The organism is Cellulomonas pakistanensis, from assembly GCF_016862755.1.
Lineage (GTDB): Bacteria > Actinomycetota > Actinomycetes > Actinomycetales > Cellulomonadaceae > Cellulomonas > Cellulomonas pakistanensis.
This window is the reverse complement of sequence record NZ_BONO01000023.1, coordinates 1-22,366: the sequence shown is the minus strand read 5'-3', so window position 1 is coordinate 22,366 and position 22,366 is coordinate 1. Positions and strand designations below refer to the sequence as shown.

21 protein-coding genes are annotated in these 22,366 nt (G+C 74.7%); 14 read left to right on the top strand and 7 right to left on the bottom strand.

The window, feature by feature from the left end; all coding sequences use genetic code 11:
• Window positions 1–74 precede the first annotated feature (74 nt).
• The 3 genes from Cpa01nite_RS14360 (at window position 75) to Cpa01nite_RS14350 (ending at window position 2,960) form a co-directional block, all read left to right on the top strand.
• Window positions 75–584 carry a MarR family winged helix-turn-helix transcriptional regulator gene (locus Cpa01nite_RS14360; RefSeq protein WP_203669438.1) on the top strand — a complete coding sequence of 170 codons (510 nt, stop codon included), beginning with the start codon at window positions 75–77 and terminating at the stop codon, window positions 582–584.
• Between the two features lie 133 nt (window positions 585–717).
• Entirely contained in the window at window positions 718–2,400 is a 1,683-nt protein-coding gene (locus Cpa01nite_RS14355; protein WP_239068802.1) for an MFS transporter, read from the top strand.
• Between the two features lie 92 nt (window positions 2,401–2,492).
• Window positions 2,493–2,960, top strand: coding sequence for a MarR family winged helix-turn-helix transcriptional regulator (locus Cpa01nite_RS14350; RefSeq protein ID WP_203669437.1), 468 nt, complete (start codon window positions 2,493–2,495; stop codon window positions 2,958–2,960).
• A gap of 12 nt (window positions 2,961–2,972) precedes the next feature.
• Here the strand turns inward: Cpa01nite_RS14350 and Cpa01nite_RS14345 are convergent, their stop codons facing one another.
• The 4 genes from Cpa01nite_RS14345 to Cpa01nite_RS14330 form a co-directional block, all read right to left on the bottom strand.
• The gene (locus Cpa01nite_RS14345) at window positions 2,973–3,809 is read right to left on the bottom strand and encodes an NERD domain-containing protein (protein ID WP_239068801.1); all 837 of its coding nucleotides are present in this window, start codon (window positions 3,807–3,809) and stop codon (window positions 2,973–2,975) included.
• Between the two features lie 127 nt (window positions 3,810–3,936).
• Window positions 3,937–4,347 carry a peptide-methionine (R)-S-oxide reductase MsrB gene (msrB, locus tag Cpa01nite_RS14340; protein ID WP_203669435.1) on the bottom strand — a complete coding sequence of 137 codons (411 nt, stop codon included), beginning with the start codon at window positions 4,345–4,347 and terminating at the stop codon, window positions 3,937–3,939.
• Between the two features lie 177 nt (window positions 4,348–4,524).
• Window positions 4,525–6,180, bottom strand: a complete 1,656-nt coding sequence (locus tag Cpa01nite_RS14335; RefSeq protein WP_203669434.1) for a DEAD/DEAH box helicase — start codon at window positions 6,178–6,180, stop codon at window positions 4,525–4,527.
• Between the two features lie 77 nt (window positions 6,181–6,257).
• A complete protein-coding gene (locus Cpa01nite_RS14330; RefSeq protein WP_203669433.1) occupies window positions 6,258–6,920 on the bottom strand; it encodes a PilZ domain-containing protein in 663 nt (220 codons plus the stop codon).
• A 225-nt stretch (window positions 6,921–7,145) separates the two neighbouring features.
• Here Cpa01nite_RS14330 and Cpa01nite_RS14325 point away from each other — a divergent pair, with 225 nt between their 5' ends.
• The 4 genes from Cpa01nite_RS14325 to Cpa01nite_RS14310 all read left to right on the top strand — a co-directional run bounded on the left by Cpa01nite_RS14325 (window position 7,146) and on the right by Cpa01nite_RS14310 (window position 10,868).
• The gene (locus Cpa01nite_RS14325) at window positions 7,146–9,149 is read left to right on the top strand and encodes a putative bifunctional diguanylate cyclase/phosphodiesterase (RefSeq protein WP_239068800.1); all 2,004 of its coding nucleotides are present in this window, start codon (window positions 7,146–7,148) and stop codon (window positions 9,147–9,149) included.
• A gap of 84 nt (window positions 9,150–9,233) precedes the next feature.
• Window positions 9,234–9,875, top strand: coding sequence for a hypothetical protein (locus tag Cpa01nite_RS14320; protein WP_203669432.1), 642 nt, complete (start codon window positions 9,234–9,236; stop codon window positions 9,873–9,875).
• A gap of 20 nt (window positions 9,876–9,895) precedes the next feature.
• Window positions 9,896–10,630 (top strand): S24/S26 family peptidase, encoded by a 735-nt coding sequence (locus tag Cpa01nite_RS14315; protein WP_239068799.1) that lies wholly within the window; start codon window positions 9,896–9,898, stop codon window positions 10,628–10,630.
• On the top strand, window positions 10,611–10,868 hold the full coding sequence (locus tag Cpa01nite_RS14310; RefSeq protein ID WP_203669431.1) for a hypothetical protein: 258 nt from the start codon (window positions 10,611–10,613) through the stop codon (window positions 10,866–10,868). The genes Cpa01nite_RS14315 and Cpa01nite_RS14310 overlap by 20 nt, the downstream gene beginning before the upstream one ends.
• Window positions 10,869–10,927: 59 nt before the next feature.
• On the opposite strand, the gene Cpa01nite_RS14305 is transcribed toward Cpa01nite_RS14310, so the two are convergent.
• Complete coding sequence (locus Cpa01nite_RS14305; protein ID WP_203669430.1) at window positions 10,928–12,760, bottom strand: glycoside hydrolase family 76 protein; 1,833 nt, start codon at window positions 12,758–12,760, stop codon at window positions 10,928–10,930.
• Window positions 12,761–12,983: 223 nt separating this feature from the next.
• Here Cpa01nite_RS14305 and Cpa01nite_RS14300 point away from each other — a divergent pair, with 223 nt between their 5' ends.
• From Cpa01nite_RS14300 to Cpa01nite_RS14280, 5 genes are all read left to right on the top strand, one after another.
• Entirely contained in the window at window positions 12,984–14,306 is a 1,323-nt protein-coding gene (locus Cpa01nite_RS14300; RefSeq protein WP_239068798.1) for a glycoside hydrolase family 125 protein, read from the top strand.
• Complete coding sequence (locus Cpa01nite_RS14295; protein WP_239068797.1) at window positions 14,303–15,295, top strand: carbohydrate ABC transporter permease; 993 nt, start codon at window positions 14,303–14,305, stop codon at window positions 15,293–15,295. Before Cpa01nite_RS14300 ends, Cpa01nite_RS14295 begins: the two co-directional genes overlap by 4 nt.
• Window positions 15,292–16,227: a carbohydrate ABC transporter permease gene (locus Cpa01nite_RS14290; RefSeq protein ID WP_203669429.1), complete on the top strand. Its 936-nt coding sequence runs from the start codon at window positions 15,292–15,294 to the stop codon at window positions 16,225–16,227. Before Cpa01nite_RS14295 ends, Cpa01nite_RS14290 begins: the two co-directional genes overlap by 4 nt.
• Before the next feature lie 58 nt (window positions 16,228–16,285).
• A complete protein-coding gene (locus Cpa01nite_RS14285) occupies window positions 16,286–17,548 on the top strand; it encodes an ABC transporter substrate-binding protein (RefSeq protein WP_203669428.1) in 1,263 nt (420 codons plus the stop codon).
• A 103-nt stretch (window positions 17,549–17,651) separates the two neighbouring features.
• Window positions 17,652–18,767 carry a glycoside hydrolase family 76 protein gene (locus Cpa01nite_RS14280; protein WP_203669427.1) on the top strand — a complete coding sequence of 372 codons (1,116 nt, stop codon included), beginning with the start codon at window positions 17,652–17,654 and terminating at the stop codon, window positions 18,765–18,767.
• A gap of 22 nt (window positions 18,768–18,789) precedes the next feature.
• Here the strand turns inward: Cpa01nite_RS14280 and Cpa01nite_RS14275 are convergent, their stop codons facing one another.
• Window positions 18,790–19,896: a GntR family transcriptional regulator gene (locus Cpa01nite_RS14275; RefSeq protein WP_203669426.1), complete on the bottom strand. Its 1,107-nt coding sequence runs from the start codon at window positions 19,894–19,896 to the stop codon at window positions 18,790–18,792.
• A gap of 130 nt (window positions 19,897–20,026) precedes the next feature.
• On the opposite strand from Cpa01nite_RS14275, the gene Cpa01nite_RS14270 reads away from it, so the two are divergent.
• Both Cpa01nite_RS14270 and Cpa01nite_RS14265 read left to right on the top strand, forming a co-directional pair.
• Window positions 20,027–20,821, top strand: coding sequence for an SDR family NAD(P)-dependent oxidoreductase (locus tag Cpa01nite_RS14270; RefSeq protein ID WP_203669425.1), 795 nt, complete (start codon window positions 20,027–20,029; stop codon window positions 20,819–20,821).
• Between the two features lie 65 nt (window positions 20,822–20,886).
• Window positions 20,887–21,594, top strand: coding sequence for a phosphoribosyltransferase (locus tag Cpa01nite_RS14265; protein ID WP_203669424.1), 708 nt, complete (start codon window positions 20,887–20,889; stop codon window positions 21,592–21,594).
• Here the strand turns inward: Cpa01nite_RS14265 and Cpa01nite_RS14260 are convergent.
• On the bottom strand, window positions 21,570–22,133 hold the full coding sequence (locus Cpa01nite_RS14260) for an HNH endonuclease signature motif containing protein (RefSeq protein WP_239068796.1): 564 nt from the start codon (window positions 22,131–22,133) through the stop codon (window positions 21,570–21,572). The two genes, Cpa01nite_RS14265 and Cpa01nite_RS14260, sit on opposite strands and share 25 nt — an antisense overlap.
• Between the last annotated feature and the right edge of the window lie 233 nt (window positions 22,134–22,366).

The window sequence follows — 22,366 nt, the reverse complement described above, 5'->3', positions numbered from 1 at the left end:
ACCCGTGGAACAAGTTGCCCGGCGCAACCGTTGTGATAGTTTGCCTGCTGCAACCAACGAAAGAGGTCCCCGCTGTGCCCGGCACCCCCGCCCCCGCCCACCGCGTGCTGATCGACGCCGTCGCGCGCCTGCAGCGCGTGCAGCGCGAGGTCGGCACCGAGCTGGCCCGCGACCTCGACTGCCCCCGCGCGGCCCTCAGCCTGCTCTGGCTGCTCGACAAGGCCGGCGAGCTCGGCATCGGCGACGTGGCGCAGCACCTGCACGTCGACATCTCGGTCGCCAGCCGGCAGGCCAGCCAGCTGGTCGAGTCCGGGTACGCCGAGCGCAGCACCCCGGACGCGCCGGGCACCGACCGCCGCGTCCGCACCGTCCGGCTGACCGAGCGCGGCCGGGCGTTCACGGCCGACACCAAGACCGCGATGGACGCGCGGGCGGCCGAGGCGTTCAGCGCATGGACGCCCGCCGAGCTCGCCGAGGCGTCCGCCGTCCTCGAGCGGATCGCCGACACCATGGCGCAGTTCGCCCCCCGCACCGCGACGACCGGCGACCCCCGCGCCGCCGAGCTCGCCGCCACGGCCACCTGACCGGCCCGGCCGGCGCGCCCCCACGCGCACCGGCCCCGCAGCACGCGTCCCGGCGAGGACGCGCCGCACCACCACCGAACGTCCGCCGACGGCGCCGGGCACCGCACCTCAGCGCGAAAGCAGAGACCACACCATGAGCAGCACCACCCGGGCCGAGAGCCCGACCGTCGACCGCGGGCCCGCGCCCGCGATGAGCCACCGGCAGGTGATGGAGGCGCTCTCCGGCATCCTGCTCGGCATGTTCGTGTCCATCCTGGCCACGAGCGTCGTGTCGAGCTCCCTGCCGAAGATCGTCAGCGACCTGAAGGGGTCGCAGTCGTCCTACACCTGGGTCGTCACCGCGACCCTGCTGACCACCACGATCACCACGCCGATCTGGGGCAAGCTCGCCGACCTGGTGAACCGCAAGCTCCTCATCCAGATCGCGCTGATCATCTCCGTGCTGTCCTCCGCGGCGGCCGGCTTCTCCCAGGACGTCGGCTTCCTCATCGGCATGCGCGCGATCCAGGGCATCGGCGCCGGCGGCCTGACCGCCCTGGCGACGGTCCTCATGGCCGACATCCTCAGCCCGCGCGAGCGCGGCCGGTACATGGGCCTCATGGGCGGGATCATGGGCATCGGCATGGTCGGCGGCCCGCTGCTCGGCGGCGTCATCACCGACAGCCTGTCCTGGCACTGGAACTTCTTCGTCGGCCTGCCGTTCGCGGTGGCCGCGATCATCGTGCTGCAGCGCACGCTGCACCTGCCGCGGATGGCCCGCAAGGTCGTGCGCATCGACTACTGGGGCGCCGCGCTGATCTCCGTCGGCATCGCGAGCCTGCTGCTCTGGGTGACCTTCGCCGGCGACAAGTTCGACTGGATCTCGTGGCAGACCGCCGCGATGGTCATCGGCGCCGTCGTGGTGCTGGCGATCGCCGTGCTCGTCGAGAACAAGGTCGCGGACCCGATCATCCCGATGCACCTGTTCAAGAACCGCACCGTCGTCCTGTCCGTGATCGCGTCCGTCGCGGTCGGCGTGGCGATGTTCGGCACCTCGGTGTTCCTCAGCCAGTACATGCAGGTCGCGCGCGGCAAGACCCCGACGCAGTCCGGCCTGCTCACCATCCCGATGATCCTCGGCCTGTTCCTGTCGTCGACGATCGCCGGGCGCCTCATCACCAAGCACGGGCGGTACAAGGGCTTCATGATCGCGGGCGGCGTCCTGCTGACCGGCGGCCTCGCCCTCATGGGCACGATCCGGTACGACACCAGCTTCGTCCTGGTCGGCCTGTACATGTTCGTCATGGGCGCCGGCGTCGGCATGCTGATGCAGAACCTGGTGCTCGCGGTCCAGAACATCCTGGACGTCTCCGAGACGGGCTCGGGCACCGCGACCGTGGCGTTCTTCCGGACGCTCGGCGGCGCGATCGGCGTCTCGGCGCTGGGTGCCGTGCTCGGCAACCGGATCACGAGCTACATCACCGACGGCCTGGTGTCCGCCGGCGTCGACCCCGCCGCGCTGGGCGGCGGCACCACCTCGGTGCCGGACGTCTCCACGCTGCCGGAGCCGGTCCGCACGATCGTCGAGTCCGCCTACGGGCACGGCATCGCCGACCTGTTCCTCATCGCCGTCCCGCTCGGCGTCGTCGCGCTGATCGCCGTGCTGTTCCTCAAGGAGGTGCCGCTCGGCCGCCGGTCCGGCGTCGAGCAGCTGCTCGACCAGGAGCAGACCGACCAGGCCGTCGTGGCCGAGGCCGGCACCCCCGGCGCGCAGCAGGCCGTCGGCCGCCAGGCCGAGGCCGAGCACGCGGGCACCACCCCGGCCCACCGGGCCTGACCACCCGCGCGGCCGCCCCGGGCGGCCCGCGACACCGAGGCGCCCGGCCGTCACCGACGGCCGGGCGCCTCGCGTTCGTCCACAATGGGTCGGTGGACACCCCCCTCGACCCCGTCGCGCGCATCGAGTCCGAGCTCGGGCTGCTGCTGCGTCGTGCGCGCGCCTCGGCCGAGCGCCTCGCCCGCGAGGTGCACCCGGACCTCGAGCCCTCGGCCTACCCGCTGCTGGTGCGCATCGAGCGGGAGCCCGACGTGCGCGCCAGCGAGCTCGCCGAGCACATCGGGGTCGGCCGCGGCACGATGTCGCGCCAGCTCGGCCGCCTGGAGCAGCTCGGCCTGATCGAGCGCCGGCCCGACCCGGACGACTCGCGGGGTCAGCTGATCCGGGTGACGGCCGAGGGCGCGCGCCGGGTGGACGCGGCCCGGGTGGCGCGGCGCGCGTACCTGGGGGCGGCGCTGGGCACGTGGGCCGAGGAGGACCGCGGGCTGCTCGCGGACCAGCTGCACCGGCTCAACGCGTCGCTGGCGAGCACGCCCCCGCGGGTGCAGCCGGAGTCCTGAGCGGGACCCCGCTCAGACCGCGCGGCTGAGCGCCCAGGTGCTGCGCCGGCGGGCGATCGCGGCGACCGCGTCCACCCGCCCGGGCGACCAGCGGGCCGCCATCGACGTGAACGCGTCCGGCACGGCCTCGTCGGCCAGCACCAGCGCGTCGTAGGGCGACGGGGCGAGGACCTCGACGGTGCCGTGCACGACCAGCACGCCGCGCACCGCGACGGGCGACCCGACGGCCGCGCGCAGCAGCGAGCCCGCGCGGGCGCCGGTGAGGCGGACGTCGCGCAGGTCGGGGACGCCGCGGCCGTCCGCGGACAGGTGCCGGGAGTCGAGCACGAAGTGCTCCGGGCCGGACTCCGCCGCGGCGCGCTCGGCGACGGCGAACGCCCCGGGCGGCCCGACGAGCAGGTGCGCGACGACGGAGCCCTGCCGCCCGACGGGGACGTCGTGCAGCACGTGCCAGCCCTCGAGCATGAGGCGGTCGAGGCGGTCGCACAGGCTCTCGCGCAGCCCGCGGGGCTCGGCGTCCGCGCGCGGGCTGACCAGGTCGTCGGCGCGGTGCCGGCCGCGCGGGGCGGGGGCGCCCGCGGTCCCGGGCACGGGGTCGGCCTCGGGGGCGACGTCGCGGCGGGCGCGCCGACCGCGCGGGCGGGGCTCCGGCTCGGGCCGCTCCTCGGGGACGACGTCCGCGGTGGGGACGACCAGCTCCGGGACGTCGGCGCGCAGGTACGCCTGCGCGGCGCCGCGCACCGCCTGCTCGAGGCCCTCGCCCTCCAGGGCGGCAGCGTCGGCCTCGACGGCCACCTCACCGGTGGCGAGGTCGACGCTGCCGAGGGGCGCGCCGGTCTCGGCCGTCACGTACAACCGGTCGGCACCGTAACGGCGCCACCGGCGGACGATCAGGGCCTGCTCCACGTCCGGGATATCGGCATCAGACCGCTTTCCCTGAAGCATCCGCGCTCCCCTCCCCCACACGGGGGTCAGCCTACTTCGGCTGGAAGGTCAGGCTCACGGAATTCATGCAGAACCTGTCGCCCGTCGGGGTCTGCGGCGCGTCGTCGAAGACGTGCCCCAGGTGCGACCCGCAGCGCGCGCACCGGACCTCCGTGCGGACCATGCCGAGGCTGCGGTCCTCGATCAGCTCGACCTTGTCGCCGGCCAGCGGGGAGAAGAAGCTCGGCCACCCGCAGTGGGAGTCGAACTTGGTCTCCGAGCGGAACAGCTCGTTCCCGCACGCGCGACAGCTGTAGACGCCCTCGCGGTCCTCGTCGAGCAGCTCGCCGGTCCACGGGCGCTCCGTCCCGGCCAGGCGCAGCACCTGGAACTCGGCCGGGTTGAGCTCGACCCGCCACTGCGCGTCGTCCTTGGTGACCTCGTAGGTCCTCTGGTCCGCCATCGCGGCACTCCTCTCGCCCATCGCGGACGCCCCGCCCGGTGCGGCCGGGGCTGGTCCGCCGCGAGGCAGAACACCGAGGCGGGGCGCGGTGTTCCACGACCGTGCCCGGACGCGCGACGACCCGCGACCGGGGGCGCCGGTCGCGGGTCGGGGCGTGTCGAGCAGGTGGGGCGTCGGCTACTGCTGCGGGCCGCCGCGGCCACCGCGGCCGCCCCGGCGACGCCGGCCGCCCTGGCCCTCGCCGCCGGCGCCCTGACCCGCGCCGCGCGGACGGCCCGCGCCGCCGGACCGCGCGCCCGCGGGGGCACCGGTCCGGGCGCCGACGGAGGCGGACGGCGCGTCGCCGCCCGAGGTCCACGCGACCATGGAGCCGCCGAGCACGGGGACGGAGCGCCCGCCGGCCGACCGGCCGCGGCCGCCGCCCTGGGCGGGCGCGGAGGACCCGCCGCCCTGGCGCGCCGGGCGGCCGCCGCCCGCGGGGGCGGAGCCGGAGCGCGCCGGGGCGGCGCCGGACCGCGCCGGGCGCTGGCCCGCCTCGGCCGGGCGGGAGCCCGTGCCGCCGCCGCGGCGGCCGCGACCGCCGCCGCCCTGCTGGCCCTGCGCCCCGCCGGTGCGCGGCTTCGCGGTCCGCTGCTGCTGCGGCGCCGGGGCCGGGGCGGGCGCGACGGGCGCCGCCACCTCGCCGACCAGCGCCGCGATCACGGGCGAGCCCGGCGCGACGCGCTGCGGCGTGACGGTGATCTTCGCCTTGCGGGTCAGGTCGCGGACGTCGCCGGCCTGCTCCGGCAGCTGCACGGTGACGACGTCGCCGCCGGAGCCGGCGCGGGCCGTGCGGCCGGAGCGGTGCAGGTACGCCTTGTGCTCGGCCGGCGGGTCGACGTGCACGACGAGCTCGACGTCGTCGACGTGGATACCGCGCGCGGCGATGTCGGTCGCGACCAGGACCTTCACCTCGCCCGAGGTGAACGCCGCGAGGTTCCGCTCGCGCGCGCCCTGCCCGAGGTTGCCCTGCAGGTCCACGGCGGGGATGCCGTCCTGGGTGAGCTGCTTGGCGAGCTTCTTGGCCTGGTGCTTGGTCCGGGTGAACAGGACGCGGCGGCCGGTGCCGGAGGCGAGCTCGCGGACGACCTCCTTCTTCGCGTCCGCGTCGGCGACCGCCAGCACGTGGTGCGTCATGGTCGACACCGGCGCGACCTCGGGGTCGACCGAGTGCGTCGTCGGCCGGTCCAGGTACCGCTTGACCAGCGTGTCCACGCCGTTGTCCAGCGTCGCCGAGAACAGCAGGCGCTGGCCGCCGCGCGGGGTCCTGTCGAGCAGCCGCTTCACGACGGGCAGGAAGCCGAGGTCGGCCATGTGGTCCGCCTCGTCGAGGACGGTGATCTCCACCGCGTCGAGCGAGCACAGGCCCTGCTTGATGAGGTCCTCGAGCCGGCCGGGGCAGGCGACGAGCACGTCGATGCCCGCGTTGAGCGCGCTGACCTGGCGGCTCTGCGCGACGCCGCCGAACACGGTGGTCGACGACAGGCCGGCGGTCGCCGCGAGCGGCTCGATCGTGGCGTGGATCTGGGTGGCGAGCTCGCGGGTCGGCGCGAGGATCAGCGCGCGCGGGCGGGCCTTGGCGCGCTGGGCCTTCGAGTCGGCGAGGCGGGTCACGACCGGCAGCGAGAACGCGAGCGTCTTGCCGGAGCCGGTGCGGCCGCGGCCGAGCACGTCGCGCCCGGCGAGCGTGTCGGGCAGCGTGGCCGTCTGGATGGGGAAGGGGTCGGTGATCCCGCGCTGCGCGAGGGACTGCGCGAGGGAGGCGGGCACACCGAAGTCGGTGAAGCGAGGCATGAAGGGGCGCCTTTCCGGCGGTGGTCGGGGGTCCGCGGCCGCTGCGCGCGGGGCGGCGACCGGCGCCGGCGGCTCGGTCAGGCGAGCTTCTGCTGGCGGCGCAGGGCGCCCTGCGTGCGCAGGACGTAGGAGAACAGCTCGTCCGTCTCCCGGTCGGAGGTCTCCACGAACCGGCAGCCGTAGTGCGTCCCGGAGCGCGAGGGCTGGGCACGGACGACGACCGCCTGCAGCCAGAACGCGGCGGACAGCTCGGGGAAGACGAACCTCACCGAGCTGCCGACAGGCAGCTCGGACTGGCTCATCATACGCATCCCGTGCGCGGAGACGTCGAGGACGGTGAAGACGAACGGCACCTCCTCGGCGTCGTCGGCCGGGCCGGCGGGCTCGAGGGCGTCCGCGCCGGCGCCCCCGTCCTCGCCCGGCACCGCCGCGAGCCGCGCGAACCCCTGGACCTCGACGTGCACCGCGACCCGCGCGACCGCGCGCTTCTGCAGCGTCGACAGCAGCTCCACCCCGACGAACCCGACCGTGTCCGCCGTGATCCGCCCGACCTCGCCCTGGTAGACGCACTCGCCGCGCGCGTCGTCGAGCACCCGGAGCAGGAGGACGTCGCCCTCGGACACGCCGCGCACGATGCCCTCGAAGCCCGCCCAGAGCACGCCGTCCTCGAACGTGCGGACGTAGCCGCTGAGGACGGCGACGCCGTCGTGCTCGACGGAGCAGAGCGCGAGCTCGTGCATGCGGGTGGGTCCATCCAGGGGGTCGGGGGCGCCCGGGCGCGGGCGGATCGGACGTTACCCCGCAGGTGAGCGCGACGACGTGAGCCGAACGGGTGCGAGGCCGTGTCGCGGCCTTCTTCACCCGCTGGTGCTTCGATCCGGCAAATCCGGCGAAACGCCACAACCGGATCTTCTCGCCATATCCGGCACCGGGACCCTACTCTCGGGGCGCAGGCCGTCCGACCCGTGGCGACCGACTCCCTCCGAGCACCCGAGGCTGAGCTGCCCACCCGCACCCGGCGCTGGCCCCTGACCCGGTACTTCGCCGTCGTCAGTGTCGTCGCCATGCTCGCCCTCGGCGTCGCCCTGGTCTGGGTCACCGGGAACGTCATGCGCGACCAGGCGCAGCGCGACGGCATCGCGCTGGCCCGGAGCATCGAGTCGTACGCGACCGCCTCGGTCCCCGAGGAGGCGTTCACGATCGGCGTGCTGCCGCCCGAGCAGACCGCGGCCGTCACCGAGCAGGTGGCCGGCTTCCGCGAGCTGCGCCGGCTGCGGCTGTGGACGGTCGACTCGACCCTGCTCTACGACTCCGCGGCCGACGCCACCGGCTTCCCCGACGGCGACCGGCTCGACGCCGCCACCCGGCAGCGCGAGCCCGACGCGGAGGTCGTCACCGTCGTCAGCGGCGAGGAGTTCGGCGGCTCGGAGTCGACCCTGCTCGACGTGTACGTGCCCGTGCAGCACGGCGGCCAGGTCGTCGGGGCCGCGGAGGTGATGCTCGACTACCAGGGCACGACCGACGCCGTCACCAGCGCGACCCGCACCGTGACCCTCGTCGTCGCCGGCGGCCTGGTGCTGCTCTGGCTGCTGCTGTTCCGCACGGTGTGGAACGCCTCGCGCCGCCTGCAGTCCTCCGCCCTGGAGAACGCACGGCTCGCGCTGCTCGACTCCCTCACCGGGCTGCCCAACCGCCGCATGCTGGGCGACAAGCTCGAGCGCGCGATCGCGGAGGCCGAGGCCGGCGGCACGATCGTCGGCCTCGCGCTGCTCGACGTCGACCGGTTCAAGGACATCAACGACTCGCTCGGCCACGACCGCGGCGACGAGCTGCTCGAGCAGGTCGCGCAGCGGCTGCGCGGCGCGCTGCGCGAGGACGACATGGTGGCGCGGCTCGGCGGCGACGAGTTCGCCATCGTGCTGACCGACGTCCGGTCCGTCGCCGACGCGGACGCCGCGGCCCGCCGGGTGCGGCAGCTGTTCGTGCCGCCGTTCATGCTCGGCGAGCTCGCGCTGCACGTGGACACCTCGATCGGCGTCGCCTGCCTGCCCGACCACGCCGAGGACGCGTCGTCGCTCATGCGGATGGCCGACGTCGCCATGTACACCGCGAAGACGCACCGGCTCGGCGTCTCGGTGTACTCCCCGGAGGAGGACGACTCCTCCCCCGCCCGGCTCGTCCTGCTCGGCGACCTGCACCGCGCGCTCGGCGTCGACGACGAGCTGGAGCTGCACTACCAGCCCAAGATCGACCTGCGCACCGGCCGCACCGTCGGCCTCGAGGCGCTCATGCGCTGGCGGCACCCCACCCGCGGGATGCTGCCGCCCGACCTCTTCGTGCCGCTCGCCGAGCAGTCCGGGCTCATCCACGACCTCACCCGGTACGCCCTGCGGGTGTGCGTCGCGCAGCTGGCGGTGTGGCGCGCCCAGGGCGACCCCGTGCCGGTCGCGGTCAACCTGTCCGCGCACGACGTCACGTCGCAGGCCGTCGTCGAGGTCATCGAGGACCTGCTGGCGCGGCACGACGTCCCCGCCGAGCTGCTCGAGGTCGAGATCACCGAGACCGCGCTGGTCAGCGACCCCTCGCGCGTCGTCCCCGTGCTGCAGCGGCTCGGCGACGCCGGCGTGCGGGTGTCGATCGACGACTTCGGCATCGGCAACACCTCCATCTCCCAGCTGCGGGACCTGCCCGTGCACGGGCTCAAGATCGACCGGCTCTTCGTGTCCGACCTGTCCACCGCCGGGCGGGAGGGCTCCGAGGTCATCGTCAAGGCGATGGTCGACCTCGCCCACTCGTTCGGGCTGCAGGTGGTCGCGGAGGGTGTCGAGGACACCGGGACCGCCGAGCTGCTGCGCCGGCTCACCGTCGACCAGGCGCAGGGCTGGCTGTACTCCCGCGCCGTCCCGCCGGACCAGCTCCGGGCCGAGGACCTGCCCCGTGACCCGGCGTCGCGACACGCCGTCACGTGAATTCACTCGGGAATCGGGCAGAACGCCTCAAGGTGCGTCACCATCTGTCCGATAAGCCCTGGTAACCCCCCTTTCCGATCACCCGTGAGGATGACCACCCGGATGGACGAGCTGCTCCGCGAGATGATCGAGCCCCCGGCACCGCGCCGTGACCCGGCCCGCCGCAAGCGTCTGATCGCGACCGTGGGGATCCTGGGCCTGGCGGGTCTCGGCATGACCTCGCTCGTGACGTCGGCGATCTTCACGGACAACGACGAGACCGGCCGCTCCGGGATCATCACGGGCTCCGTCGACATCGAGGCCGGCGAGGACGCCGCGTTCACGCTCCCCCCGGGGAACCTCGCGCCCGGCGACGAGATCTACAGCCCGGTCACCGTCACCAACGCCGGCTCCCTCGCGCTGGTCTACGGCGTGCAGTACGCCGCCACCAGCGACGCCAGCGGGCTCGCGGGCACGCTGACGCTGGACCTGTTCGCGGTCCCGGCGGCGCAGTGCACCGAGGCCGGCCTCGCGGGCGCGACCGCGATCGGCACGTCCGGCCCGGGTCTCGCCGGCACCGCGACCCCGATCGTCGCGGGCGACCGCTCCCTGTTCTCCGGCGCGGCCGAGGACCTGTGCGCGCGCATCTCGGTCCCGACCGAGCTCGGCAACCAGTACCAGAACGCCAGCGCGGACCTGCAGCTGACGTTCCTCGCCGAGCAGGACCCCACCGACCCGCACCGCTGAGGACGGGCGCTGAGACGCTGATGAGCAGGAGGCCGGCCCCCACGGTCGAGCGCCGGGCACCCCACCCGGAGCGGCCCCGGCACGCCACCGCGCCGACGCGCGGCCGCCGCGTGCTGCGCACGGCCCTGTGGACCGTCATCGTCGCCTGCGGCCTCGCCTACGCCACCTCGGTCGCCGTGCCGCTATGGTTCCAGGCCAACGGCCAGCGGCTGCTCATCGTCACGTCCGGCTCGATGTCCGGCCCCGAGCAGGGCTCGTTCGACGCCGGCGACGCCGTCGTCATGCGGCGGATCGACGACCCCTCACAGCTGCGGGTCGGGCAGGTCGCCACGTTCTGGCCGGCCGGCGGCGACCAGCTCGTCACCCACCGGATCGTCGCCCTGCGCAACCTGCCGGTCCTGCAGCAGGACGCCGCGACCGGGCGGATGGTGCAGGCGTACGACCCGGAGACCGGCGACGCGCTGACCCGGCCGTACATCTACACCAAGGGCGACGCCAACGCCGAGCCCGACCCGAACGCCACCCCGCTCAGCCAGGTCCGCGGCATCATCCTCGACGTCTACCCGCGCTGGGGCTGGGTCCTCGACTGGGCCGGCTCCGCGCAGGGGCGGGCCGTCATGCTGGTGCCGCCGCTCGCCGCGCTGGCGACCCTCGAGGTCCTGTCCCTGCTCGACGACCGCCGGACGCGCCGCGCCGCCGGCGAGCGCCGGCCCTCCGCCCGCGAGCGGCACGACGATGCGCTCCTCCTCGGCTGACCGCGGCCCCGCTGCCGGGGCCGCGGGCGAGGCGCCGCTGCTGGGCCGGTGGGCGAGGCTGGTGCTCGGCACCGTGCTGGTCGCCGGGGCGGTCCTGGGCACGGCGACCGGGTTCGCGTCGGCGAAGTTCGGCGACCAGACCTCGGTCAGCATCCGGATCACCATCACCCCGACGGACGGCCCGGCGCCCTCGCCGGCCCCGACGGCGACCCTGGGCGAGCCGGCGCCGCTGCCCTGACCCGGGCGCGGCGAGCCCGGGTCGGGGCGATGTCGGCGGTGGACACCTGCCGGGGCGCGTCAGGCAGCCCGCGTCGGGCGTGACGGCGCGACGGAGCGCCGCAGCGCGGCGCCGGCCGCGGTGAGCGTCGCCGCGAGCAGCGCCGTCCAGGCCACCGATGCGCCCGTGCGTGCGAGCGTCCCCGGCTCGCCCCCTGCACGGCCCGTGCCGCCGTCCCCGCCCGCTCCCGTCCCGTCCCCGCCGGGCCCGGTCCCCGCACCGGCGTCCCCGGGCGTCCCCGTGACGTCCCCGTCGGGGACAGGACCGGGCTCGGGCTCGGGCACGGGCGCCGGCTCGGGCGCCGGGTCCACCCCCGGCGGCACCACCAGCCTGTCCAGGTTGAGATAGTTCCCGTCACCCGCCGCGGCGTCGAGCGCCAGCACCACCGCGTTGTGGCCGGCTGCCAGCGACACCTCGACCGTGGCGTCGCGCCAGTCCTCCCAGGTGCTCGTGCCGGGGAAGCTCACGGACGTCCGCTGCCCGGCGACGACGAGGGACCGGGTAGCCGGGCCCGCCGCGGCGGCGTAGCGGAACGCGAGCGCGTACTCGCCCGGCTCCGCGACGTGCACGTGGAACGTCACCGAGCTGCCGTCGTCCACCCACCCGGCCAGGTAGCCCCGACCGGTGTAGCCGGCCGCGCTGCTCTCCGAGCCCATCCCGGACCGCTCGGCGTTCTCGGCCTGGTACTCACCGGTGCCCACGACCACCCCGGTCCCGCCGTCCGGCTCGGCCTGCTGGAGCACCGCGACCGTCGCCGCCGCTGCGAGGCTCTGGATCGCGGTCGCCCCCAGGTCGGGCGCGGGCGCGGTCCAGTCGTAAGCCCCGACGCCCTGCGCGTTGACCTGCCGTGCCGCCTGGGAGGCGTTGGCGGTGAGCACTGCCTCGTACTGCGACTGACCCGCGTCGTCGACCAGCGCGCGCATCGCGCGCGTCAGCACCGCCTTGAACCCACCAGCGTCGTCGACCCCCTCCCGGAGGAACGTGCCGGACGACGTGAGGTTCGCGATCGCCCAGTCCACGGCGCCCGTCGCGTCCTCGAGGTAGGCGTCGTCACCCGTGGCGAGGTACATCTCCAGCGCCGCGGCGGCGAAGTTGCCCTGGTTGTAGGTCCAGTCCCAGTCGACGTAGGTGCCGTCCCCCTCGACGTGGTCGCGCAGCTGGCCGCCGCGGTGGAAGCCCGCGTCCAGCCAGTCGTAGAGCCGGTCCGCGGTCTCCCGGTAGACGGGGTCGCCGGTCGCGGCGTGCAGCCGCATCGCCGTCACCACCGCCGGCGCGTTCGTCGCGACGTTCTTCTGGTTCCGTGTCCCGTCGCCGACGTCGACGTTCTTCCACCAGATGCCGCCTCCGTACGTGTCGTCCTCGTGGGCGACGACGAACGCGAACAGCTCCTCGGCCGCCGCGAGGTAGCGCGGATCGCCGGTGAGCTCGTGGGCGCGCGCGCTGCCGAGCGCCCACCAGCCGATGTCGTCGTTCCAGTCGTTCGCCAGGGGGTCCGGGTAGGCCGCACGGAACCCGTCGTAGACGTCGTCGATCATCGCCCGCGCGGCCGGGTCACCGGTCCGCTCGTAGCGGTCCATCACCATCTCCCAGAGCTGCGCCTCCCACCAGTAGTCCGTGTACAGCCCGCCCTCGGGGCCGTGCGCGTGCTCCGGGTGGACCTGGTGGTCGCTGTAGGTGAAGAAGTACTCCGCGTCGGCGTCCCAGTACACGTCGACGAAGGCGTCGAACGCACGGGTCGCCTGCTCCTCGGTGAGGGCGAGTGCGGGAGCCGTCGGCGCCAGTGCCAACGGGGTTGCGACCGCGAGAGCGGCGGCGAGCTGCAGGGCGGGTCGACGGCGGGGTCTCGGACGCACGTGCTCCTCCTCGAGCGTTACGTATATTGAATCCACCGTGTCGCTGGCATCAGGTCGACGTCAACCCCTGGGCGCGATTTCGCATGAGAGCGCGCCGGGTCGCCGTCGTCTTCCGATGCCGATGCCGACCGTTGCGCCGCGGTCGACCCATCACATATATTCAACATGCTCACTCTCGCCGCAACGATGCGGCGGGTCGACGACGACGACGACGGAGGAGCACGTGGCTCGATGGATCGAGGACCTCGTCCGCGAGGTCGGTACGGCAGTCCGGGAGCGTACCGACGCGACGACGGCCCGCAGGTTCGAGGGCGCCTACGGCGACACGCTGCGCCGCACGGTGCAGCCCCAGCCGGACGGCACGGCGTTCGTGGTGACCGGCGACATCCCGGCGATGTGGTTGCGCGACTCGAGCGCCCAGCTCGCGCCCTACCTGCACATCGCCGCCGACCACGCCGAGGTCGCCGACCTCCTCGTGGCCGTGAACCGACGGCAGCTGGACCAGGTCGCCCGCGACCCGTACGCCAACGCCTTCAACGCCGGCCCGACGGGCGCGGGTCATGCGGGGGACCGCACCGACTCGTCGCCGTGGGTCTGGGAGCGCAAGTACGAGATCGACTCGCTGTGCGCGCCGCTGCAGCTCGCCGCCGACATCCACCGGGCGACCGGCCGGACCGACCACCTCGACGAGCGGTACCGCGAGGCCGCGCGCACGACGATCGCGCTCTGGCGCACCGAGCAGGACCACGAGGCGAGGTCGCCCTACCGGTTCGAGCGGGACGACTGCCCGCCGTCGGACACCCTCGTCCGCGGCGGGCGCGGTTCGCTCACCGCGGTCACGGGCATGTCCTGGTCGGCGTTCCGGCCCAGCGACGACGCGTGCCGGTACGGGTACCTCGTCCCGGGGAACGCGTTCGCGTCCGTGGTGCTCGCGGACCTCGCCCGGACCGCGGACGAGGTCCTCGGCGACCCGGCGCTGGCCGACGACGCCCGCGCGCTGCGCGCCGACCTCGAGCGCGGGATCGCCGAGCACGGCGTCGTCGACGTCGAGGGCCACGGCGCCGTCTACGCCTACGAGGTCGACGGGCTCGGCGGTGTCCTGCTGATGGACGACGCGAACGTCCCCAGCCTGCTGTCGCTGCCCTACCTCGGCTGGTGCTCCCCGGAGGACCCGCTCTACCTGGCGACGCGGCGGTTCGTGCTCAGCCCGGACAACCCCACGTACCTCGAGGGCACGGCGGCGCGCGGGCTCGGCAGCCCGCACACCCCGCCGGACCACATCTGGCCGATCGCGCTGGCGCTCGAAGGGCTCACGAGCACGGACGACGCGGACCGCGCCCGGCTCCTCGACACGCTGCTGGCGACGGACGCCGGCACGGGGTCGACCCACGAGTCGTTCCACAAGGACGACCCGGCCGTGTTCACCCGCGCGTGGTTCTCCTGGGCCGACGCGATGTTCTGCGAGCTGGTGCTGGAGGTCGCCGGGCTGCGCACCGCCGCGCGCCCGACGCCCGCCCCGCGCGCGGCCGCGGGGAGCGCCTCGTGACCGGCGCGGTCGCGACGGCGCCGGCCGCGCGCACCGGACGGGCGCCCGCGCCCCGCCCGGTCAGCCCCACCGCGCGCCAGATGCGTCGCGCCGGGTGGTGGTTCCTCGCCGTGCCGCTCGCGCTGTTCGTCGTGTTCATGCTGCTGCCGATGGGCATGGCCGCGGTCATCAGCCTCACCGACTACGCGATCATCGGCGACACCGCCTGGGTCGGCTGGCAGAACTACGCCCGCATCTGGGACGACGCGTTCTTCTGGACGGCGCTGCGGAACACGGCCCGCTACACGCTCATGTACGTGCCGCTCGGCCTGGTTGTGGCGCTGGGCACGGCGCTGCTGCTCAACCGGTCGTACCGGGCCGTGCGGCTGTTCCGCACGCTGTTCTACATCCCGGTGGTCTCGTCCACGGTCGCCACCGCGACGATCTGGTACTGGCTGCTCAACCCGCAGAAGGGCCTGCTCAACGTCGCACTCGGCTGGTTCGGGATCGACGGGCCGCGCTGGCTCTACGACTCGCAGTGGGCCATGACCGCGATCGTGCTCATGAGCGTGTGGGCCGGGTTCGGGACCAACATGATCATATTCCTGGGCGGCCTCCAGGGCGTGCCGGGCGACCTCTACGAGGCGGCGCGGCTCGACGGCGCGAACGTGTGGCAGCAGTTCCGGTACGTCACGCTGCCGTCGCTCACCCGGACGACCTTCCTCGTCTCGACGCTGCTGATCATCGGGGCGTTCCAGGTGTTCGACCAGGCCTACGTCCTCACCAAGGGCGGGCCCGGGAACTCGACGGTGACGATGGTCTACTACATCTACAACAAGGGCTTCGGCTCGCTGGAGATGGGCTACGCCTCGGCGCTGTCGTTCGTCCTGTTCCTCATCATCCTGGTGTTCTCGCTGATCAACGCCCGGCTGAACCGCCCCGGGGACGGCGGACGGGTCCGCAGACGCCGCGTCCCCGCCGCGGTGCCGAGCGCGGTGGCGGCACGATGACCGCCGTCGCCGCGCGCCCGGCCCCCGCTGCCGCGCCCACCCCGCCGACCTCCCGTCCCCGGCCACGCTCCCGGCGCCGGCGCCTCGGTGCCGCGGTCTGGTACGTCGCGGTCTCCGTGCTCGCCGTCGTCATGGTCGCGCCGCTCGTCTGGACCCTGGCCACCGCGTTCAAGCCCGCGACGGAGATCCTGTCCGGCGCGCTGTCCCTCATCCCGGACGACCCCACGCTGGACAACTTCGCGCGGGTGTTCCAGGACGTCCCGTTCGGCCGGTACTTCGTCAACTCCCTCGTGCTCGGCGTCGGCGGTGCGGTGACGAACGTGTTCTTCGGCGGGCTGGGCGGGTACGCGCTGGCCAAGCTGCGGTTCCGTGGCCGCGCCGGGGTGTTCGCGCTGTTCCTGTCGTCGCTGATGATCCCGGGGATCGTCACGATGATCCCGACGTTCCTGATCCTGCGGCACTTCCCGCTGGCCGGCGGGAACGACCTGCTCGGCCAGGGCGGGCTCGGCCTGCTCAACACCTACGCCGCGGTGATCGTGCCCGGGGCGGCCGGGGCGTTCGCGGTGTTCTTCATGAAGCAGTTCTTCGAGACGCTGCCCGACGAGCTCGGCGAGGCCGCCCGGATCGACGGTGCGAGCGAATTCCGCATCTTCGTCCAGGTGTACTTCCCGCTGGCCCGCGCCGGCCTGGCCGTGCTCGGGATCCTGTCGTTCCAGGCCGGCTGGAACAACTTCCTGTGGCCGCTGATCGTGCTGAACGACCCGTCGATGATGACCGTCCAGGTCGGACTGTCGTCGTTCGTGAACGACTACGAGACCGCGTTCGGCCCGCTGATGGCCGGGACCGTGGTCGCCAGCCTGCCCGTGCTCCTGGTCTTCCTGGTCGCCCAGCGCTGGATCATCGAGGGCGTCGCGCACGTCGGCAGCAAGTGACCTCCCAGCCCCACCTCCCTGACCCCCGCACGCTCCGACCCACCCTGAGGAGAGCTCGATGAGGAGATCTACCACCACCGGCGCCGCCCTGGCGCTCGCGTCCCTGCTCGCCGTCACCGCCTGCGGCAGCGGCGGCGGCACCAGCAGCGGCGGCTCGTCGGACGCCGGCGGCGGGCCCGAGCCGGTCGTGTTCTGGGGGTCCTGGTCCGGCGACCAGGTCGCCCAGCTCGAGGAGCAGGCCGCCGCGTTCAACGCGTCGCAGGACGACTACGAGGTCGAGTACGTCTCCCAGGGCCTCGTCGAGGAGAAGCTGCTGACGGCGCTCGCCGGCGGCGCCGTGCCCGACGTCGTGCTGTGGGACCGGTACCAGACGTCGCTGTACGCCCCGAAGGGCGCCCTCGCGCCGATCGACGACATGGTCGCGGCGGACGACGTCGACCTGGACGCGTTCTACGCCCCGGCGCTCGGCGAGATGGAGGTCGACGGCTCCCTGTACGGCCTGCCGCTGCTGGTCGACAACCGCTCGCTGCTGGTGAACCAGACCGCGCTCGACGAGGCGGGCGTCGCCGCGCCGACCACGTGGGACGAGCTGAAGGCGGCGGCGGTCGCGCTGACCGAGCGGGACGGCGGCACGCTGCAGCGCGCGGGCCTCGACCTCAGCGACCCCGGCCTGTTCAACATGTTCCTCACCCAGGCCGGCGGGTCCCTGCTGGACGACGACGAGACCGAGACCGCGTTCAACAGCCCCGAGGGCCTGGAGGTCCTGGCGTTCTGGCAGGAGCTCATGGACGAGGGCGTGTACGAGCTCGGGTTCGGCGACGGCACCGACCCGTTCGCCGAGAGCACCGTCGCCATGAAGCTCGACGGGCCGTGGGCGCTCGCCACGCTCGACCAGGTCGACGGGCTCGAGTACTCGGTGGTGCAGCCGCCGAGCGGGCCGGCCGGGCCCGGCGCCTACATGGGCGGCTTCGGGCTCGTCATCCCGGAGGGCGCGAAGAACCCCGAGGGCGCCTGGGAGTTCATGCGCTGGTGGACGACCCAGCCGGAGAACGGCGTCGCCTTCGGCGAGATCTCGGGCTGGATCCCCGCGAACGTCGAGGCGGCGAACGACCCGTTCTTCACCGAGGACCCGCGGTACGCGGCGTTCATCGAGACGATGGACTACGCGCAGGTCCGCCCGAGCGTCGAGGGCTTCTCGGACGTGGAGGGCAAGGCGCTGGTGCCCGCGCTCGAGCAGTTCATGGCCGGCGAGCTGTCCGCCGAGCAGGCCCTGCAGCAGGCCCAGGAGCAGGGCGACGCCCTGCTCGCCGCGGCCCGCTGACCGCGGCGCCCGCACACCGCCGCGCACCGCGACCGGCCCGCGCCGCCCCCACCGGCGGCGCGGGCCGGGCACCCACCCCCTCGACGACCGGACGGACACCCGCATGACGACGACCGACCACCCCGACGCCGGCCGGTTCGCCGACCTCGCCCAGCAGAGCCTGGACGACCTGTTCGGCGCCCCCTGGCCCCAGCACCTGCACAACAGCCACCCCACGGGGACCGGCACCCCGGAGACGTTCAACTACTGGTGGCTCGCGCACGTGGTGGACGCCCGCGTCGACGCCTGGGCGCGCACCGGCGACCCGCGCTGGCTGGACCGCGCGGCCGAGACCGCGCGGAACATCGTCGAGCGGAACGGCGGCTCGCTGTTCAACGACTACTTCGACGACATGCTGTGGTTCGGCCTGGCGCTCCTGCGGCTGCACGACGCCGGCGGCGACCCGCGGCACCGCGACGACGCCCTCGCCATCTGGGGCCACGTGGTCGAGCACGGCTGGAACGACCACCAGGGCGCGAGCCTGGCGTGGCGCAAGCAGCAGCTCGCCTACAAGAACACCCCGGCCAACGGCCCGCTGGTGATCCTCGGGCTCCGCCTCGAGCGCGCGCTGCCCGCGGGCACCCGCGACTTCCGGGAGTACGCCGGCACGGCGCTCGCCTGGCTCGAGCGCACGCTGGTGGGCCCCGACGGCTTCGTCGAGGACGGCGTGAACCGCGAGGGCGACGGCCGGGTGGACGTGCAGTGGCGGTTCACCTACAACCAGGGCCTCTACATCGGCGCCCTGGTCGAGTGGTGGCACGCCACGGGCGACGCGACCGCGCTGGACCGCGCCGCCCGCACCGCCCGCACGGCCGTGGCCGAGCTGAGCGACGGCGTCGTGTTCCGCGACGAGGGCGACGGCGGCGACGAGGGCCTGTTCAAGGGCGTGTTCTACCGCTACCTCGGCACGCTGCTGCCGCACCTGCCGGCCGGGTCACCGGACCGGGTCGCGCTGGAGGAGTTCGTCCGCGCGGGCACCGACGCGCTCGTCGAGCACGGCGTCCACGACGGCGTCCTGCGGCCGGGCAACGACTGGAGCCGCCCGACGGACGAGCCCATCCCGTACTCCACCGCGCTCAGCGCGATCATGGCGCTCGAGCAGCGCTGGCGGGTCGACGCCGGCTACCCGGTGCCCGCCGCGTCCGCGGGTGCGGCGGACCGGGTGGCCGCGGCGGGCTGACGCCCCGCCCCCGCCGGTCCGCTCAGCGCGCCGGCGGGGGCGCCGTCGACGCCCCCGGGACGAGCTCGGTGGGCAGCACCACCTTCTCGACCGCCCGCGGGTCGTCCCGCTGCCGCCGCACGCCGTCGATCGCCCGCTCCCCCAGTGCCGCCTGCTGCTGCCGGACGTGGGTGAACCGGAACAGCCCGTCGTCGAAGGCCGCGTCCGGGTGGTCGAAGCACACCACCGAGACGTCCTCGGGGACCCGGCGGCCGAGGCGCCGGCACGCCTCCCGGAGCAGCAGCGCGATGTTGTACTCCGCCGCCAGGTAGCCGGTCACGTGCGGGTGGGCGTCGAGGAACTCCACCAGCCGGTCGACGTCCTCGTCCTTCGACACGGTGCTGCCCGGCACCGTCGAGCCGATCGTCCGCAGCTCCGCCGTGCTGTCGAGGGTGCGGTGGAACGCGGCGTGCGCGTGCACCCAGCCGTTGCGCCGCTCCTCGCTCGTGGAGACGTGGCTCGCGGCGCTGACGAACCCGACGCTGGTGTGCCCCAGCTCGAACAGGTGGGACGTCGCCGCGATCGCGCCCGCGAGGTTGTCCGAGCGCACCGCCGACACCGGGATGCCGTCGTAGACCCGGTCCAGGATCACCAGCGGGAACCGCCGGGTCACGAGCTCCAGCGCGGCCGGCGGGATGTACTCCGACGACGACGGCTGCAGCACCAGCCCGGAGACGCCGGCCTCCAGCAGGGAGCGGATGCTCGCGTCCTCGACGTCGACGTCACCCGACGACCGCATCAGCACCAGGTGGTCGTCCGCGCCCGCGCCGGCCAGGAGCCCCTCGAGCACGCGGCTGCCGAACGTGTCGTCGAAGTTGGTCACGACGCAGCCGATCAACGGTCGGGCGGGCGTCGCACCGGGCGCCTGCGCCTCCCGGGCCCGCGCACTGGTCACGAACGTCCCGAGCCGCGGGCGCCGCACGATCAGCCCGTCCGCGCGCAGCAGGTCGAGCGCGCGCTTCACGGTGATGGCGCTGACCGAGTACTTCTGGGACAGCTCGGCCTCAGAGGGCAGCCGCGCCCCGACGTCGTAGGTGCCGTCCTCGATGCGGTCCCGCAGCGCGTCGTAGACCTGCCGGTACAGCACCACGCGTGACCTCCGTCGACGTCCGTTCAAGCATATTCAATCTATCCGCCCGCGGCCCGCTGCGCGGACGCAACGCGCCGCCGGTCGCGGCAGACTGACCGGCAGCCGGGGGTGCAGCGGAGCGGCCCCGCCCGTGACGTCGGGGGTCGGCATGCTGCTCGAGGACAGGATCGCGGTCGTCTACGGGGCGGCCGGCGCCGTCGGCGGGGCCACCGCCCGGGCGTTCGCGCGCGAGGGCGCGCACGTGGTGCTGGTCGGGCGGCGGCGCGACCCGCTCGACGCGGTGGCCGACGCCGTCCGCGGGGCCGGTGGTCGCGCGGAGGTCGCGGTCGTCGACGCGGCGGACGCCGAGGCCGTGGACGCGCACGTCGGCGCGGTGGTCGCCGAGCACGGCCGCATCGACGTCAGCCTGAACGCGACCAGCCTGCGCGGCGACCTGCAGGGCACGCCCCTGCGGGAGATGCCGGTCGACGACTTCCTGCTGCCGGCGATGACCGGCCTGCGGTCCCAGTTCTGCACCACCACGGCGGCAGCGCGCCGGATGACCGAGGCCGGCTCCGGGGCGATCCTCACGCTGTCGACGTCGGCCGCGGCGCTGGCGGGCCGCGACCGGCGGTTCCACGCCACCGGCGGGTTCGGGGTGGCGTGCGCGGCGGTCGAGGAGCTGACCCGGTCGCTCGCGGGCGAGGTCGGCCGGCACGGGGTGCGGGTGGTGTGCCTGCGCCCGGACGCGCTCCCGGAGACGTGGGGCGAGCGCACCGGGGCCGCGCGCGAGGCGGAGCGGTTCATGACCGACGGCACCGCGCTCGGCCGGATGCCGACGCTGCAGCAGGTCGCCGACGCCGCGGTCTTCGCCGCGTCCGACCGGGCGGGCGCGATCACCGGCGCGATCCTCGACCTCACCTGCGGCTCCGTCATGCCGCGGTGACCCGGTCCGGTCACGCGGCGGTGAGCGGGCCGGGTCCCCGCGCGTGGTGCGCGTAGCGTCGGATCATGCGAGGTCCGAGGCCGTTCGCGGACCGGGCGCAGGCGGGAGCCGCGCTCGCCGGGCGGCTCGCGGCCTCCGCGGATCGACCGCGCACGGTCGTGCTGGCGCTGCCGCGCGGCGGCGTGCCGGTGGCGGCACCGATCGCCGAGGCGCTGGGCGCTCCGCTCGATGTGCTCGTGGTCAGGAAGCTGGGGCTGCCGCGGCAGCCGGAGCTCGCGATGGGCGCGCTCGCCGGGCTCGGCGGCGAGGTCGTGGAGGTGCTGCACGACCCGGTGCTGCGCGCGGCACGGGTGCGCGGACCCGAGCTCGACGGCGTCCGGGCCGCGGAGCTCGCCGAGCTGCGGCGGCGGGAGGCCGCGTTCCGCCGGGACCTGCCCGCGCTGGCCGTGACCGGGAGGACGGTGGTCGTGGTCGACGACGGGGCGGCGACCGGGTCGACCGTGCGCGCCGCGGTGGCCGCGCTGCGCCGGCGCGCCCCCGAGCGGGTGGTCGTGGCGCTCCCGGTGTGCCCGCCGGACACCGCGGCGGCGCTCGCGCGCGAGGCCGACGAGCTCGTGTGCCTCCGGGTGCCCTCGGGGTTCCAGGCGGTGGGGCTGGAGTACGTCGACTTCGAGCCGCCGCGCGACGCCGACGTGGCGGCGCTGCTCCGGGCGGCCCGCGCACGGCTGCCCGACGAAGCGGACTCCGGTCAGAACGGCGGGGGCGCGTCGTAGGGGTCGACGGTGGCGTCGTGGGACTGCCCGGTGCCCGGGCGCACGAGGTACCGGTGGCCGGCGGGCGTGATCCACTCGAACAGGCCCGGTTCGATCTGGCGCAGCCGGAACCCGCCGTCGGTCTTGAGCCGGTGGTGCCGGCGGCACAGCGCGCCGAGGTTGTCCGCGTCGGTGCGACCCAGGGGAGCGTCCGGGGGTGCGCCGGGCTGCGGGTGGTACTCCCGCGTGTGGTCCAGGTCGGCGCGGCGGGCCGGCACCGTGCAGCCGGGGAACGCGCAGGTCCGATCGCGGGTGCGGACGAGCTCGGCCAGGGCCGCGGTGGGCCGGTACCGCTCACGCCCGACGTCGAGGACCCGGTCGGTGCGCGGGTCGGTGACGACCCGCCGCCACACGCCACCCGCCGCGAGGGCGCGGGCGCGGACGGCGTCGATCGGGCCGTAGCCCTCCAGGTCGGCCGGGGCGTCGTCCAGGCCGAGGAGGGTCGTGGCCGAGACGGTGACCCGGACCTCGGCGCCGGGACGGGCGCACCCGCAGCGCACGCGGGACGTGGCCGGGTCGCGCGGGGCGGCTGGCCCGGGCGCGGCGAAGTCGCGGGAGGCGGGATTCGCTCGCTTGGGCGCGGGGAACTCGGGCGGAGGCTCGGGCGCGGGAGGAGTGGAAGCTGCCGGATCGGGGGCGTCGGGAGAAGGCGCGGCAAGAGCGGGCGGCTCGGGGGCGTCGGGAGAAGGCGCGGCAAGAGCGGGCGGCTCGGGAGCGTCAGGAGGAGGCGCGG

Excerpts from the sequence above, each read along its gene's own strand:
- Cpa01nite_RS14355 (WP_239068802.1), top strand. The coding sequence starts at position 718 with ATGAGCAGCACCACCCGGGCCGAGAGCCCGACCGTCGACCGCGGGCCC.
- msrB (WP_203669435.1), bottom strand. The coding sequence starts at position 4,347 with ATGGCGGACCAGAGGACCTACGAGGTCACCAAGGACGACGCGCAGTGG.
- Cpa01nite_RS14335 (WP_203669434.1), bottom strand. The coding sequence starts at position 6,180 with ATGCCTCGCTTCACCGACTTCGGTGTGCCCGCCTCCCTCGCGCAGTCC.
- Cpa01nite_RS14330 (WP_203669433.1), bottom strand. The coding sequence starts at position 6,920 with ATGCACGAGCTCGCGCTCTGCTCCGTCGAGCACGACGGCGTCGCCGTC.
- Cpa01nite_RS14315 (WP_239068799.1), top strand. The coding sequence starts at position 9,896 with ATGAGCAGGAGGCCGGCCCCCACGGTCGAGCGCCGGGCACCCCACCCG.
- Cpa01nite_RS14310 (WP_203669431.1), top strand. The coding sequence starts at position 10,611 with ATGCGCTCCTCCTCGGCTGACCGCGGCCCCGCTGCCGGGGCCGCGGGC.
- Cpa01nite_RS14290 (WP_203669429.1), top strand. The coding sequence starts at position 15,292 with ATGACCGCCGTCGCCGCGCGCCCGGCCCCCGCTGCCGCGCCCACCCCG.
- Cpa01nite_RS14285 (WP_203669428.1), top strand. The coding sequence starts at position 16,286 with ATGAGGAGATCTACCACCACCGGCGCCGCCCTGGCGCTCGCGTCCCTG.
- Cpa01nite_RS14280 (WP_203669427.1), top strand. The coding sequence starts at position 17,652 with ATGACGACGACCGACCACCCCGACGCCGGCCGGTTCGCCGACCTCGCC.
- Cpa01nite_RS14265 (WP_203669424.1), top strand. The coding sequence starts at position 20,887 with ATGCGAGGTCCGAGGCCGTTCGCGGACCGGGCGCAGGCGGGAGCCGCG.